The following is a 14494-nucleotide window of genomic DNA, read 5'->3' on the forward strand; positions in this document are numbered from 1 at the left end:
TGGCTCTGACGCGGGACGGTTCGACTCTGCCCCGCCTCGCCACCGCCAGAAATCGGACTGAACCATCGCAAAAATGAACGAGATGCTCTCTAAGGCTCGTCCGTACCGGCGGAGCCTCCCAACGGCTGCTCCTTCAGCGGTCGAAAAGGAACCCCGGCCGCAGTGACCGCACCCACCGCCGGTGCGGTGCGTGGACCGTCCGCCTGGGCCCAGGTTCTGTGCACGCACCGGGGATCAGCGTCAGGGCGACACGTCCGGACCGGGAGCAGATCGGGATGATCCAGTGTATTCGGGGCGATCCGTTCGTGTCCGGGTCCGATCGCTTTCGGGGTATGGGTCGTAGGCGCCGTGCCGCGGTGTGTCGTAACTCGTCAGAGCGTAGATCACGAATACGTCGAGCGCGATGGCGACGATCGACCAGAGCGGGAAGATCGCTAGGAAGGCGAGCTGGGCGATCGCGTTCAGGCCGCACATGGCGATGCCCAACCACCGCGCCCACAGCTTGCCGGTGAGGATCGCGACCGCGGTGCCTATCTGGACGATGCCCATACACACCAGCAGCCAGCCCCAGAAGTCCAGATCCTGGTAGATGACGGTGTCGTTCGCCGTGATGAGGACGGCGTAGTTCCTGAGCGCGGCGATTCCGTAGATGAGGTTGTGGAAGCCCGCGATAAAGATGATGACCGCTGCGAATATCAGCCATCCACTGCCGGTGCGCGCGGAGCGTGCCGGTTCCATGTGCATCCTCCCCGGAGCCTGACGAGACGGTGAGCCCCCCTTGGCATGCCCTCGTGCCGCCCAGGACATGCCCGGTTGCCCGACATCCCCGCTCGGGAGCAGCCGCCCGACGGCGCTGGCGGCGCCCAATTGTGCCGTTACGCCGCCGCTGGTCACGCCTGGTGAGCACGGATTTCGTTCCTGGTGGGTGGCACGCCGTGCCCGGTGTGCCTGTCATCCGCCCCGGACGCGCTTTCAGGAGATTTTCAGGAGAGAAACGTGTATTCAGGAGAGAATAGTGGTGACCGTGTTTGAGCTCGCGTCCCAGCGCAGCCAGCCGTGCTGGAAGGCGCTTTCGCGCCCGCCGTCCACCGAGTACTCGTCGCTGATCGGCAGCCCGAGGTCGGAGCCGGCGGAACCGAGGGCCAGGTAGCTGTACAGGATCGCTCCGTGGACCTCGTGCGCGCCGGTGGGACGGGTCCAGTAGATCCGGCCGCCCTGGAACACCGACTGCCGGCTGCCCGCGATCTCAGCGTCCAGCTCGTCGCTGGTGGGCCGTCCCAGCAGGCTGTTGCTGCCGCCCAGGGCGAGGTAGTGGGCACTGATTCCGCCGTGGACCTCGTGGACGCCGGTGGCCACCGACCAGAAGAGCAGGCCCCGCTGGAACTGTTTCCACCGCCCGCCGCCGCCAGCGGGCTCCTCGGCCCGGCTGTTCGCCGCGAGAAGCGCACGTAGGCGAGCATCGGCATTGTAGCGTTTGTCGATTTCGCTGGCCCGCCCGTCGGCGCCGGCTGCCAATGATCCGGCGTTACAGCAGAAGACATTCAGGTCGATGTCTCCGGCAATGCCTGGAACATTCCCTGTTGACGTGTACTGCCACATCAGCCACTGCTGCCAGCCACCGGGAAGGGCGCCGGGGGATGAACTTCCGTTGTAGCTGGCGAACCACAGCGGATAGCGAGAGAATGATGTCGTGTTCTGCATGATATCGGTCCAGAATGACCGGTAGGTGTACAGGATGGGAGCACGCCCGGTCCTGGTCTCGATCTCTTCCAGGAAGGCACGTGCCCAGCCCGCGAGCTGGGCGGCGGACAATCCGCCCCGTGCTTCGAGATCGAGGACGGGTGCCAGTTGTCCCGCGGAGCGGGTCAGGCCGGTGACAGCGAGAAAGCGGTCCGCCTGATCGACCGCGGTCGCGATCGGCAGCATGGGCCGTGCGTAGTGGTACATACCGACGACGAGCCCGGCTTGGCGGGCGTGATCGCGGTCAGTGGCGAAGTAGGGGTTGGTATAGCCGCTGCCCTCGGTCGCCTTGATAATGGCAAAGCCGATTCCAGCGGCACGGACCGCGTTCCAGCCGATCTCCGTGCTGCCGGGATGTTGCCAGGACGAGATGTCCACGCCCCGCGGCCAGCTGGCCGGGATGGCCAGCGGCGAGCGGGTTCCCGATGGCGCGCCCTCGTCGGGCGGCGCGACGGTGGTGCCCTCTCCCAGCGGGACATCACCGGGGGAGGCGTAATCCTGGCGGATGCTCTTGGCGCCGCCGCTACTGTCACCCGCGCCGGTGGATATGGCGCTGGGCTGGCCGGCTGACAGCACCGGAAATCCGGTCGTCGATACCGCGGCGCCGCTCGTCCCGGAGCCTTGGGCGCCTGCAACAGTGACAAGCGTCACCAGGGTAGTGGTGGTGATCGTACGTGCGACGGTTCGTTTGGCCCGCTGTTGCCGGGCTGGCCGGCATTGGTCCGGATCGTTGTCGTGGTGGACGGTGTGCGGTGTCCCGTGCATGGGGCCCCCTGGCAGATGGGTGGACTGGCCGATGGGTGATCCCGGGTGACAGCTTCACTCGGCCGACAACTACGCTAAGCGACTCTCTGGTCGCTTAGAGATATATCGATGGGCGTGGGCGGACTTTGTCGCTACTGATAGTTCGCCTTGTCTCAATTAGATGAGATTTCGGGACGTTATGCGACAATCCGAATTTCGATCTTGTCGAGATTCGATGAAGATCTTTTTATTGCTGATCGCCGCGGCTGGCCGCCACCTCCGCGGCCGGCACGGCTGCCGCATCCGCCGCGGCCAGAGCCTGTGCTCATGGCGGGGGCGCCGTCCGTGGTGTCGTTCTGTCGTGTAGCCTTAGGCGCACGCACACGCCCCTTTAGCTCAGTCGGCAGAGCATCTCCATGGTAAGGAGAAGGTCTACGGTTCGATTCCGTAAAGGGGCTCCGTGGTGACGGTTGGTATCCGGTCGATTGGTGTCCGGCCGTTGCTCCGTTGGCTGGAATGACTGCCAACGGAGCTGATCCACCAAGGCGGTGTAGCTCAGCCAGGCAGAGCAAGCGGCTCATAATCGCTGTGTCGCCGGTTCAAATCCGGCCACCGCTACAGGCCGGGTCACGACCCGCCGAGGGCGACGTCTGGTCGCTCCACATGTCCATACGCTCTGGTTCGTTCTTGTCCGACCTGCAGGAAGAGGCACAGCACCGTGGCCGCCACCGATGTCCGTCCGAAGATCACAATGGCGTGTCAGGTGTGCAAGCACCGCAACTACATCACACGCAAGAACCGCCGCAACGACCCCGATCGTCTCGAGCTGCGCAAGTTCTGCCCGAACTGCAGGCAGCACACCGACCACCGCGAGACTCGCTGACCCGCGCTGCTCCTCGTCGGCCCTCGCCGGTGCGCGGGGCCGCTTCGCTGTGTCGACGTGGCCGTTCGGCGCGGTCGTATGGAAGCATGGCGTTGTGATTTCGTCGGTCCGGCGCCATGGTGAGATCGGAGCATTGCGATGCCGTTGAACCGAGACTTCATCGGGCGCCGGTTTGTCGCGGACACACCCTTCCTGGTCGGGCGTGAGCACATCCGGCAGTTTGCCCTCGCGATCCGCGAGGACAGCCCGCTCTGCCATGATCTGGATGCGGCCAAGTCCGCTGGTTATATCGATCTTATTGCGCCGCCCACGTTCCTGACCGCACTCGGTATGTGGCGGTCCGTTGTTCCCCTGGACGATCCCGCGCTCGGCCTCGACTACTCGTTGGTGGTGCACGGTGAGCAGCGCTACTCGTTGCGGCGGCCGGTCGTCGCCGGCGACGAGATCATCGTTGCTGGCATGATCTCTGGCATCCGGAACGCTGGCCGTAACGAGCTAATAATCATCGACTATGAGTTCGCGACGACCGGTGGTGAGCTACTGGCAACCGCCCGTTCGTCGCTGGTCTCCCGTGGAACCGCCGTTGCGGAAAGCGGGACCGCCGGGGTCGAGAACGGCTGAGAGGTCCATTATGTCCGCGACTCTTGGTTACAGTGATGTTGAGGTCGGTACGCTGATCCCCGAACGGGAGTTCCGGGTCCGCCGTGAAGATCTTGTTCGTTACTGCGGAGCGTCAGGCGACTTCAATGTGATCCACTGGAACGACCGGGCCGCGACTGACGTGGGCCTGCCCGGAGTCATCGCTCATGGGATGTACACCATGGCCAGCGCGGCGCGGCTTGTCACCGACTGGGCCGGTGATCCCGGGGCGGTTGTCGAGTATGGCGTCCGGTTTTCCTCGTTCGTCCCGGTGCCGGACGACGACACCGGTGCCGCGCTGGTGGTCAGTGGTGTGGTTGCCAAGAAGCTGGACGACAACCAGGTTGTCGTGAACATCACTGTCCGGTGTGACGGAACCAAGGTGCTACTGGGTTCGCGCGCCACCGTCCGCCTTGCCTGATCGTTTCATCGTCGCGACAAGCAGTCCGCTTTGCTGCGGCTGGCTGTGGTGCCCCCGGCCGCGGAGGTCCCGGCGGCACCACAGCCAACGCTCAGCTGTCGTCAGATTGTCGCCGTATCCCGATGGCTCAGTCCGCCTCGGCCAGCAGGTCGGACATGCGCTGTACGCCGGTGGCCAGATCCTGGTCACCGAGGGCGTAGGACAACCGGGCGTAGCCGGGTGTCCCGAACGCCTCACCGGGCACGATCGCGACGCCGGCCTCCTCGAGGATGAGCGTGGTCAGGTCCGCTGAGGTCGTCGGGGTGCGTCCCCGCAGCGTGCGGCCAATGACGCCGAGCAGCGACGGGTAGCAGTAGAAGGCGCCCTCGGGCATCGGGCACACCACCCCGGGGGTCGCGGAGAGCATGCGATGCATGGTCTGGCGCCGCCGGTCGAAGGCGAGACGCATCCGCGCGACCGCGTCCAGCGGGCCCGCCACGGCAGCCAGCGCCGCGGCCTGCGCCACGTTGGAGACGTTGGACGCGGCATGGGACTGCAGATTGATAGCCGCCTTGACGGCATCCGCCGGACCTGTCAGCCAGCCGACCCGCCACCCCGTCATGGCGTAGGTTTTGGCGACGCCGTTGACGACGATGCAGCGGTCGGCGATCTCGGGCACCTCCACCGGCAGGGAAGCGAACCGGGCGTCGCCATACACCAGATGCTCGTAGATCTCGTCCGCGATCACCCAGATCCCAGCCTGGGCCGCCCAACGCCCGATCGCGCGGACCTCCTCAGGGGTATGTACCGCACCGGTCGGATTGGAGGGTGAGCAGAACACCAGGGCCTTCGTCCGCGGGGTGCGTGCCTTCTCCAGCTGTTCCACCGTGACCCGGTAGCCCTGCTCGGGAGTGGTCACGACGTCCACAGCCCTGCCACCGGCAAGGCGGATCGACTCCGGGTAGGTGGTCCAGTAGGGAGCGGGCAGCAGCACTTCGTCGCCGGGGTCGAGGAGTGTTGCGAACGCTATGTAGACGGCCTGCTTGCCACCATTGGTGATGAGTACCTGACTGGCCGCGATATCGAGGCCGGAGTCGCGGCGGGTCTTGTCGGCCACCGCCTCTCTGAGCTCTGGCAGGCCAGCAGCTGGTGTGTACCGGTGCATTTTTGGATCGCTGCATGCCTTCTCGGCAGCGGCGACAACGTGGTCGGGGGTGGGAAAGTCCGGTTCGCCGGCACCAAAGCCGATCACGTCCCGGCCGGCTGCGCGCAGCGCCTTGGCGGTCGAGTCCACGGCAAGTGTCGCCGAAGGGGCGATGCCTCCGACGCGGTGAGAGATCCGGGTCATGACCGTCATGCTGCCACGCATACCAGGTCGGCTGCTCGATCATCGGCGCGGTGCGACCGGATCCGGCCGGTGTGCCCGACGCATCCGGGCCGGGTGGCGATACCCCTCGTGACTCTTGGCGCCGCTGGTCACATGATACTGCGCTACAATCGCGCGACCCCTGGTCGGTCGGGCAGCCGTTGTCCAGCAAGTCTCTTTCCGGTTAGCCTGGGATGCGTCCGTGACGTGGATCTTGATCACCGGTTCGTAGGAGATCATGGATACGTGAGGGTGGGCCGTGTATGGAGCCGTGCAGGGAGTATGGTGGATGCGCTTAGGCCGTCATCCCCGCGTGTAGCGCCGTAGATGATTTTCATGCCCATGATCTTTATGATCATGATTGGTCTGAGTGCATCTTGATCGGCGGCTACCGTCACGGTGGTGGTCGTGGTGTAAAGGGGCGTGGCTCAATTGGTAGAGCACCGGTCTCCAAAACCGGCGGTTGCAGGTTCGAGTCCTGTCGCCCCTGCGGTATCCGACGACCAGGTAGGTGGAGTGAGTGGCGACCGACACACGTGACGCGGCACCGAGGGCCGGCCAGCCGACCCGGCCCGCAGCTCGACGCCGTACCACGCCGCTGCGCTTCTACCGAGAGATCGTCGCCGAGCTTCGGAAGGTCATCTACCCGGGTCGAAGCGAACTGATCACTTATGTGGTTGTAGTGCTCATGTTTTGCTCGATCATGGTGGCATTCGTCGCCTCGCTGGACTTCGGTCTCACCAAGGCGGTGTTGGCGATCTTCGGTTGACGTGGACCGTTTCCGCGGACCCATGTCGCCATAGCGCCCGCACAGCTCACAGAGCACGGTCAAGAGAGAAGGAACGTCCGCGTGTCCCAGTTTCCCGAGCATGTCTCCTCCGAACAGGGAGAGGCCCTCGACGGTCTCGACCCGCTGGCGGCGCTGGTGCGCGACGAGGTGGCAAGCACGGAGGCCGGCGCCTTGCCGCAGGACGGCGAGGGCGGCGACGGTTCCACCGGCGTCGAAACGGAGCCCGGCTATCTCGCTGCGGCTGTCGCGGATGTCGACCAGCCCGCCTTCGACGACGATGACGATGATGACGACATCCGGCAGGCGCTGGAGGACGCGCCTGGCGACTGGTACGTCATTCATTCGTACGCCGGCTATGAGAACAAGGTGAAGACCAACCTCGAGACTCGGATCTCCAGCCTCAACATGGAGGACTACATCTTCCAGATCGAGGTCCCGACCGAGGAGGTTCCGGTCATCAAGAACGGCAAGCGGCAGCTGGTGCAGCAGAAGAAGTATCCGGGCTACATCTACGTCCGTATGGACCTCACTGACCAGTCGTGGTCCGCGGTTCGGAACACCCCGGGTGTGACCGGCTTCGTCGGCCTGACCAACAAGCCGTCACCGTTGCGGACAGAGGAGGTTGTTTCCATTCTTGCGCCGCCGGCGCCACCCGAGAAGAAGACCGAGACGGTCCGGGTGCAGGAGTTCGAGGTCGGGGAGTCCGTGACCGTCATGGATGGCCCGTTCGCGACCCTTCCGGCGACCATCAGTGAGATCAACCTCGATGCGCAGCGGCTCAAGGTGCTGGTGTCCATCTTCGGCCGCGAAACGCCGGTCGAACTTCAGTTCAACCAGGTCGCGAAGATCTGATCTGCTCGATGGCCGAAGGCGGTGCGGTCGTCTCCGCTTCCGCTCCACCGGAGGTTCCAACCAGCCAGGCGAACCGGTAGTCGGCCGGCGGCACGGTCGCAGCGTTCTTGGCGCCGACGGAGACCACAGGAAACCCAGAGAGAAACGACACATGCCTCCCAAGAAGAAGATCGCGGCAATTATCAAGCTCCAGATCAACGCTGGTGTGGCGACACCCGCGCCTCCGGTCGGTCCGGCGCTCGGCCAGCACGGCGTCAACATCATGGAGTTCTGCAAGCAGTACAACGCGGCCACCGAGTCGCAGCGCGGGAACGTCGTTCCGGTCGAAATCACCGTGTACGACGACCGTTCGTTCACCTTTGTCACCAAGACCCCACCGGCGGCCCGGCTTATCCTCAAGGCCGCTGGGATTGAGAAGGGCAGCGGTGTTCCGCACCGCACCAAGGTGGCGAACCTCACCGCGGAGCAGGTCCGTCAGATCGCCCAGACCAAGCTGCCCGACCTCAACGCGACCACGCTGGAAGCCGCCGAGAAGATCATTGCTGGGACGGCGCGGTCGATGGGGATAACCATTCTTGGCTGACGGCTGACAGGGCCGGCCGAGAACGGAACGACTGTGGGAGGACAGCCCGGCCGGGCTGCCCGCCATGACCACGAGGAGACAGATATGAAGCGCAGCAAAGCCTATCGGGCGGCCGTTGAGAAGATAACGGCGGATCGTCTGTACACGCCGCTGGAGGCTGTTCATCTCGCCCGGGAGACCTCCACCACCAAGTACGCCGCGACTGTTGAGGTCGCGCTGCGCCTGGGCGTCGATCCGCGCAAGGCTGACCAGATGGTCCGCGGCACCGTGAATCTGCCGCACGGAACCGGAAAATCCCCGCGAGTCGCGGTTTTCGCCGCGGGCGAGAAGGCCGTCGAGGCCGCTGCGGCGGGTGCGGACATCGTCGGCAGCGACGACCTCGTACAGCGAATCCAGGAGGGTTTCCTGGATTTCGACGCCACGGTCGCGACGCCCGACCAGATGGCGAAGGTCGGCCGTATCGCCCGGATCCTGGGGCCACGCGGACTCATGCCGAACCCGAAGACCGGCACGGTGACTCTCGACATCACCAAGGCCGTCCAGGACATCAAGGGCGGAAAGATTAATTTTCGGGTCGACAAGCAGGGCAATCTGCACATAGTGATCGGGAAGACCGCCTTCACCGACGAGCAGTTGATTGAGAACTACAGCGTCGCCCTGGACGAGATCGTCCGGGTGAAGCCGTCCGCGTCCAAAGGCCGTTATCTGAAGAAGATAACTTTTACGACGACGATGGGTCCAGGAATCCCCGTCGACCCCAGCCGTACCCGTAACCTCCTCGAGGACGCGGCGGTCTGACCCGCCGCAAGGCGCTGGCCGTGGCTCCGGTCCTCCTTCGGGCGTCCGGAGCCACGGCCAGCGCTGCCGGCTTGGCGGCTGCTGTCCCGCCGGCCAGGCCGTGTATCATCTCATCTGAACCAAACCGAAGACCGCTGGTCATCGTCCCGTTCCGGGGCGATCGAAGGTCCGGTACGACCGGGCGGCCCGCGCAGGTGAGGGAGCGTTGCCCTGGGGCTGCTGGTTTGTCTGCTATCCCCGGTACTTCCGCCCCGCGCGCCTGCGCCGGGGCGTTTGTCGTTTCTCGGCATCTTTCGGGTGACCAGCCAGACCCCATGAAGGAGCCCGATGGCGAAGCCGGAAAAGGTCGCCGCGGTAACGGAGATCGTTGACTCGTTCCGGGGCGCGTCCGCGGCGGTGCTCACCGAGTACCGCGGACTGACGGTGAGCCAGCTCACCGAACTACGCCGCTCGTTGGGCGAGGGCACCGAGTACGCCGTGGTGAAGAACACCCTGACCAGGATTGCCGCCGCGCAGGCGGGCGTCACGGGTCTGGACGAGCTGCTGGTCGGTCCGACCGCTGTCGCGTTCGTCACCGGCGACCCGGTCGAGGCGGCCAAGAGCCTGCGTGACTTCGCTCGTGCCAATCCCGCGCTGATCGTCAAGGGCGGGATCGTCGAGGGCAAGTCGATGTCGGCGGATGACATCCGCAAGCTCGCCGATCTCGAGTCCCGCGAGGTGCTGCTCGCCAAGCTCGCCGGCGCGTTGAACGGTTCGCTGGCCAAGGCGGTCGGTCTGTTCGCGGCGCCGCTGTCCCAGGCGGCTCGCCTGGCGGAGGCGTTGCGTGCCAAGCGAGAAGCGGAGAGCCCCGCGGCCGAGGCCCCCGCGCCTGAGGCCTCGACCACCGAGACCGCGGTGGTCGAGGCGGAGCCGAGCGCGCAGTAGCGCTGTCCGCGGCGGCCCCGGGGCCCCGGGGCGCCGGACGCGCGAGGAAGAACATGGGCGCGTGAACGGTTGCCCCACTGATCCAGACCACCTACTCCATAACAGTTCCTGGCACCCGCCGCGGGCGGTGTGTCATCACAACCGGAAGGACCGCCACGATGGCGAAGCTGTCGACCGACGAGCTGCTGGACGCGTTCAAGGAAATGACGCTGCTGGAGCTGTCGGAGTTCGTGAAGCAGTTCGAGGACACCTTCGGTGTGACCGCGGCGGCCCCGGTCGCGGTCGCTGTGGCCGGCGGTGCCGGTCCGGCATCCGAGGCGCCGGCCGTGGAGGAGCAGGATGAGTTCGACGTCATCCTCACTGCCGTCGGTGACAAGAAGATCCAGGTCATCAAGGAAGTCCGTGCGTTGACCAGCCTGGGCCTGAAGGAGGCCAAGGACCTCGTCGACGGCGCGCCCAAGCCGGTCCTGGAGAAGGCCAGCAAGGAAGCCGCGGAGAAGGCCAAGGCCGCGCTCGAGGGTGCCGGCGCCACGGTCACCGTCAAGTAGACATCGGTACGCAGGCACTGATCGGTCGGGCCGCCGTTTCCTGGTTGGCAAGCCGCACGGCGGCGGCCCGGCCCCTGCTCGGGCCCTGCGGTGAGACCTGTTGTCGAGGCTTCACCGTCGCCGGGTAACGTCAGTTCCGGCCGGGCCGTGGTGGTCCGGCCGGCATGGGACCTGGGCCGAGCGCGCGCCGGATGCCGTATTGTCACGGGCGCCGACGCGCGGCTTTCCGGTTGGGGTTGACGACCTCATCCGGGACGGAGTTCCATCATCGGGAAGCGGTGAGACATACCTGTCGAGCAGCCTTGCCAGCAGTGCGGCCGTCGGCTACACTGCTCGTTTGGGCTGCCCTTTCGTCGTGCGCTCGCGTTTCCTTCGGGTACGCGACGGTTCGGTCCCCCGCGTAACCGCGTCCTCTGGCGCGGTCGTCCAGACGTAACGACCGAGGTAATCCGAGCGAAACCGTTGATCGCAACCTGCCACCGAATCGCCGCCGCGTCACCAGCCCGGGATGACCCTCCCACACAGGTGTCCTCCTTCGGAAGATGTCGTGACGGACTACTCGTCGACGCCCGTGTCGCATCTGCCCGCACGGTGGGGCAGCAGCGCGCTCCGTCGGACTACCCCCGCCGACACTCCGCACAACCGTAGCGAGACACTGATCACCCGACCACCCTTCGCCGGATTGTTCGAGTAGGCCGAGGGCAACGTGAGAAGAATCATGATCCCGTTGTCAGAGGCCCAAGGACGCAAGAGCACCGCCAGCCCGACGATCAGGCCACCGGAAGGACCACCTTGGCCGCCTCGCCTCACTCCTCCCGCATCTCGTTCGCAAAGATCATCGAGCCTCTTGAGGTCCCCGATCTTCTCGCCCTGCAGACCCAGTCCTTTGACTGGCTGATCGGCAATGAGGCGTGGGCGGAACGGGTCCAGGAAGCCATCGACGCCGGTCGTGACGACGTACCCGTCACGTCGGGTCTCGAGGAGGTCTTCGAGGAGATTTCTCCTATCGAGGACTTCTCGGGTTCGATGTCTCTGTCGTTCCGTGATCACCGTTTCGAGCCGCCGAAGTACTCCGTCGAGGAGTGCAAGGACAAGGATATGACGTACTCGGCCCCCATGTTCGTGACGGCCGAGTTCACCAACAACAACACTGGCGAGATCAAGAGCCAGACGGTGTTTATGGGCGATTTTCCGCTTATGACACCAAAAGGAACCTTTGTTATCAATGGGACCGAGCGGGTTGTCGTCAGCCAGCTCGTGCGTTCACCCGGTGTGTACTTCGAGAAGACCATCGACAAGGTGTCCGACAAGGACCTGTTCTCCTGCAAGGTTATTCCTTCCCGGGGTGCCTGGCTGGAGTTCGAGGTCGACAAGCGGGACACCGTCGGCGTACGTATCGACCGCAAGCGCCGCCAGTCAGTGACCGTTCTGCTCAAGGCGCTCGGCTGGGACGAGGCGCGCATTCTTGAGCGTTTCGGTGACTTCCCGTCAATGCGGGTGACACTGGAGAAGGACCACACCTCCAGCCAGGACGACGCGCTGCTTGACATCTACCGCAAGCTGCGGCCGGGTGAGCCACCGACCCGCGAGTCGGCCCAGACACTGCTGGAGAACCTCTTCTTCAACCCGAAGCGTTACGACCTGGCGAAGGTCGGTCGCTACAAGGTGAACAAGAAGCTCGGTGTCGACGTCCCGCACGACGTGGGTGTGCTGACCGAGGACGACGTCGTCCGCACGATCGAGTACGTCGTGCAGCTGCATGCGGGTAAGGACCAGTCCTACGACGTGGACGACATCGACCACTTCGGCAACCGCCGGCTGCGTACGGTCGGTGAACTGATCCAGAATCAGGTGCGGCTTGGTCTCGCCCGGATGGAGCGGGTCGTCCGGGAACGGATGACCACTCAGGACGTCGAGGCGATCACTCCTCAGACGCTCATCAACATCCGGCCGGTCGTCGCCTCCATCAAGGAGTTCTTCGGCACCAGCCAGCTGTCCCAGTTCATGGACCAGACCAACCCGCTGGCGGGCCTCACGCACAAGCGGCGCCTGTCCGCGCTCGGCCCTGGTGGGCTCTCCCGGGAACGGGCCGGCTTCGAGGTCCGCGACGTCCACCCCAGCCACTACGGCCGGATGTGCCCGATCGAGACGCCGGAAGGCCCGAACATCGGTCTGATCGGTTCGCTGTCGACGTTCGCGCGGGTCAACCCGTTCGGCTTCGTCGAGACGCCCTACCGCAAGGTCGTGGCCGGCCGGGTCACCGATCAGATCGACTACCTCACCGCGGACGAGGAGGACCGGCATGTCATCGCGCAGGCGAACGCGCCGCTGACGGCTGACGGCTCGTTCGCCGAACACCGTGTCCTAGTGCGCCGCAAGGGTGGTGAGGTCGAGTTCATCCCGCCGGACGAGGTCGACTACATGGACGTCTCGCCGCGCCAGATGGTGTCGGTGGCCACGGCCATGATCCCGTTCCTTGAGCACGACGATGCCAACCGCGCCCTGATGGGCTCGAACATGCAGCGCCAGTCCGTCCCGCTGCTGCGCAGCGAGGCACCGCTGGTCGGTACCGGTATGGAGGCCCGCGCGGCCAAGGACGCCGGTGACGTGGTCGTCTGCGCACAGGCCGGTGTGGTCGAGGACCTGTCCGCTGACTACATCACCGTGATGCATGACGACGGCACCCGGCGGACCTACCGGATGGCGAAGTTCCGCCGCTCCAACCAGGGCACGTGCATCAACCAGAAGCCGATCGTCGACGAGGGCGACCGTGTCCTGGCCGGCCAGGTCATCGCGGACGGCCCGTGCACCGACAACGGCGAGATGGCGCTGGGCAAGAACCTCCTGGTGGCGTTCATGCCCTGGGAGGGGCACAACTACGAGGACGCGATCATTCTCTCCCAGCGGCTGGTTCAGGACGACGTACTGTCCTCGATCCACATCGAGGAGCATGAGGTCGACGCCCGGGACACCAAACTTGGCCCTGAGGAGATCACTCGGGATATCCCGAACGTCGCCGAGGAGGTCCTTGCTGACCTTGACGAGCGTGGGATCATTCGGATCGGTGCCGAGGTCTCGCCCGGTGACGTGCTGGTCGGGAAGGTCACGCCCAAGGGCGAGACCGAGCTGACCCCGGAGGAGCGGCTGCTGCGCGCGATCTTCGGTGAGAAGGCTCGTGAGGTCCGGGACACCTCGCTGAAGGTGCCGCACGGAGAATCCGGCAAGGTTATTGGTGTCCGGGTGTTCTCGCGGGAGGACGGCGACGAGCTTCCACCGGGGGTGAACGAGCTCGTCCGCGTGTACGTTGCCCAGAAGCGTAAGATCACAGATGGTGACAAGCTTGCTGGCCGCCACGGCAACAAGGGCGTCATTGCGAAGATCCTTCCTGTCGAGGACATGCCGTTCCTGTCTGACGGCACGCCGGTGGACGTCGTGCTGAACCCGCACGGTGTGCCGCGCCGTATGAACATCGGCCAGATCCTGGAGACCCATCTCGGTTGGGTGGCCAAGACCGGCTGGCAGGTCGACGACGGTGACGAGGACTGGAAGGAGCGCCTGCGCGGTATCGGTGCGCATCAGGCGCCGCCCGACACCAACGTGGCGACACCGGTGTTCGACGGCGCCCGGGAGGAGGAGATCACCGGTCTGCTTGCCTCGACGCTGGTGAACCGCGATGGTGACCAGCTGATCGGGTCCAGCGGCAAGGCACGGCTCTTCGACGGCCGGACGGGTGAGCCCTATCCGTACCCGGTGGCGGTCGGCTACATCTACATCCTCAAACTGCTGCATCTGGTCGACGACAAGATTCACGCCCGGTCGACCGGTCCCTACTCGATGATCACCCAGCAGCCGCTGGGCGGTAAGGCGCAGTTCGGTGGACAGCGCTTCGGTGAGATGGAGGTGTGGGCGCTTGAGGCGTACGGCGCCGCCTACGCGCTCCAGGAGCTGCTGACCATCAAGTCCGACGACGTCCTCGGCCGCGTCAAGGTCTACGAGGCCATCGTCAAGGGCGAGAACATCCCCGAACCAGGCATTCCGGAGTCCTTCAAGGTCCTTATCAAGGAAATGCAGTCGCTGTGCCTGAACGTGGAGGTTCTGTCCAGCGACGGCGTCTCCATTGAGATGCGTGACACCGATGAGGATGTCTTCCGTGCCGCGGAGGAGCTCGGTATCGATCTGTCCCGGCGGGAGCCGAGCAGCGTTGAGGAGGTCTGACGACTAGTGGGC

At 65.2% G+C, this 14494-nt stretch carries 13 protein-coding genes and 3 tRNA genes; 13 read left to right on the top strand and 3 right to left on the bottom strand.

Translation table 11 applies throughout. The features are described 5' to 3' along the window. Nucleotides 1-240: 240 nt before the first annotated feature. Nucleotides 241-738: a hypothetical protein gene (locus tag MJ797_RS06070; RefSeq protein ID WP_239332681.1), complete on the bottom strand. Its 498-nt coding sequence runs from the start codon at nucleotides 736-738 to the stop codon at nucleotides 241-243. A 264-nt stretch (nucleotides 739-1002) separates the two neighbouring features. Then, the gene (locus tag MJ797_RS06075) at nucleotides 1003-2505 is read right to left on the bottom strand and encodes a GH25 family lysozyme (protein ID WP_239332683.1); all 1503 of its coding nucleotides are present in this window, start codon (nucleotides 2503-2505) and stop codon (nucleotides 1003-1005) included. Between the two features lie 364 nt (nucleotides 2506-2869). Here MJ797_RS06075 and MJ797_RS06080 point away from each other — a divergent pair. The 5 genes from MJ797_RS06080 (at nucleotide 2870) to MJ797_RS06100 (ending at nucleotide 4427) form a co-directional block, all read left to right on the top strand. After that, nucleotides 2870-2942 (top strand) — tRNA-Thr (locus MJ797_RS06080). Nucleotides 2943-3028: 86 nt separating this feature from the next. Further along, a tRNA-Met gene (locus tag MJ797_RS06085) sits at nucleotides 3029-3102 on the top strand. 100 nt (nucleotides 3103-3202) lie between these two features. Next, nucleotides 3203-3367 carry a 50S ribosomal protein L33 gene (gene rpmG, locus MJ797_RS06090; RefSeq protein ID WP_255720253.1) on the top strand — a complete coding sequence of 55 codons (165 nt, stop codon included), beginning with the start codon at nucleotides 3203-3205 and terminating at the stop codon, nucleotides 3365-3367. 138 nt (nucleotides 3368-3505) lie between these two features. Next, nucleotides 3506-3988 carry a MaoC family dehydratase N-terminal domain-containing protein gene (locus MJ797_RS06095; protein ID WP_239332685.1) on the top strand — a complete coding sequence of 161 codons (483 nt, stop codon included), beginning with the start codon at nucleotides 3506-3508 and terminating at the stop codon, nucleotides 3986-3988. Nucleotides 3989-3998: 10 nt separating this feature from the next. After that, a complete protein-coding gene (locus MJ797_RS06100; RefSeq protein ID WP_239332687.1) occupies nucleotides 3999-4427 on the top strand; it encodes a MaoC family dehydratase in 429 nt (142 codons plus the stop codon). Nucleotides 4428-4554: 127 nt separating this feature from the next. Here MJ797_RS06100 and MJ797_RS06105 read toward each other — a convergent pair whose 3' ends face one another. Further along, complete coding sequence (locus tag MJ797_RS06105; RefSeq protein ID WP_239332761.1) at nucleotides 4555-5763, bottom strand: pyridoxal phosphate-dependent aminotransferase; 1209 nt, start codon at nucleotides 5761-5763, stop codon at nucleotides 4555-4557. Nucleotides 5764-6189: 426 nt separating this feature from the next. Here MJ797_RS06105 and MJ797_RS06110 point away from each other — a divergent pair. The 8 genes from MJ797_RS06110 (at nucleotide 6190) to rpoB (ending at nucleotide 14482) form a co-directional block, all read left to right on the top strand. Beyond that, a tRNA-Trp gene (locus MJ797_RS06110) sits at nucleotides 6190-6262 on the top strand. A gap of 30 nt (nucleotides 6263-6292) precedes the next feature. Next, nucleotides 6293-6541, top strand: coding sequence for a preprotein translocase subunit SecE (secE, locus tag MJ797_RS06115; RefSeq protein ID WP_239308459.1), 249 nt, complete (start codon nucleotides 6293-6295; stop codon nucleotides 6539-6541). Nucleotides 6542-6622: 81 nt separating this feature from the next. Beyond that, the gene (gene nusG, locus MJ797_RS06120) at nucleotides 6623-7414 is read left to right on the top strand and encodes a transcription termination/antitermination protein NusG (protein ID WP_239332689.1); all 792 of its coding nucleotides are present in this window, start codon (nucleotides 6623-6625) and stop codon (nucleotides 7412-7414) included. Between the two features lie 151 nt (nucleotides 7415-7565). Further along, nucleotides 7566-7997: a 50S ribosomal protein L11 gene (gene rplK / locus MJ797_RS06125; RefSeq protein WP_239332691.1), complete on the top strand. Its 432-nt coding sequence runs from the start codon at nucleotides 7566-7568 to the stop codon at nucleotides 7995-7997. 84 nt (nucleotides 7998-8081) lie between these two features. After that, nucleotides 8082-8795, top strand: coding sequence for a 50S ribosomal protein L1 (rplA, locus tag MJ797_RS06130; protein ID WP_239332693.1), 714 nt, complete (start codon nucleotides 8082-8084; stop codon nucleotides 8793-8795). 327 nt (nucleotides 8796-9122) lie between these two features. Continuing rightward, nucleotides 9123-9719 carry a 50S ribosomal protein L10 gene (rplJ, locus tag MJ797_RS06135; protein ID WP_239332695.1) on the top strand — a complete coding sequence of 199 codons (597 nt, stop codon included), beginning with the start codon at nucleotides 9123-9125 and terminating at the stop codon, nucleotides 9717-9719. A 158-nt stretch (nucleotides 9720-9877) separates the two neighbouring features. Beyond that, the gene (gene rplL / locus MJ797_RS06140) at nucleotides 9878-10267 is read left to right on the top strand and encodes a 50S ribosomal protein L7/L12 (protein ID WP_239332697.1); all 390 of its coding nucleotides are present in this window, start codon (nucleotides 9878-9880) and stop codon (nucleotides 10265-10267) included. Nucleotides 10268-11059: 792 nt separating this feature from the next. Beyond that, a complete protein-coding gene (gene rpoB, locus MJ797_RS06145) occupies nucleotides 11060-14482 on the top strand; it encodes a DNA-directed RNA polymerase subunit beta (protein ID WP_239312724.1) in 3423 nt (1140 codons plus the stop codon). The last annotated feature ends 12 nt before the right edge of the window (nucleotides 14483-14494 follow it).

Source organism: Protofrankia sp. CiP3 (assembly GCF_917627345.1).
Classification (GTDB): Bacteria; Actinomycetota; Actinomycetes; order Frankiales; family Frankiaceae; genus Protofrankia.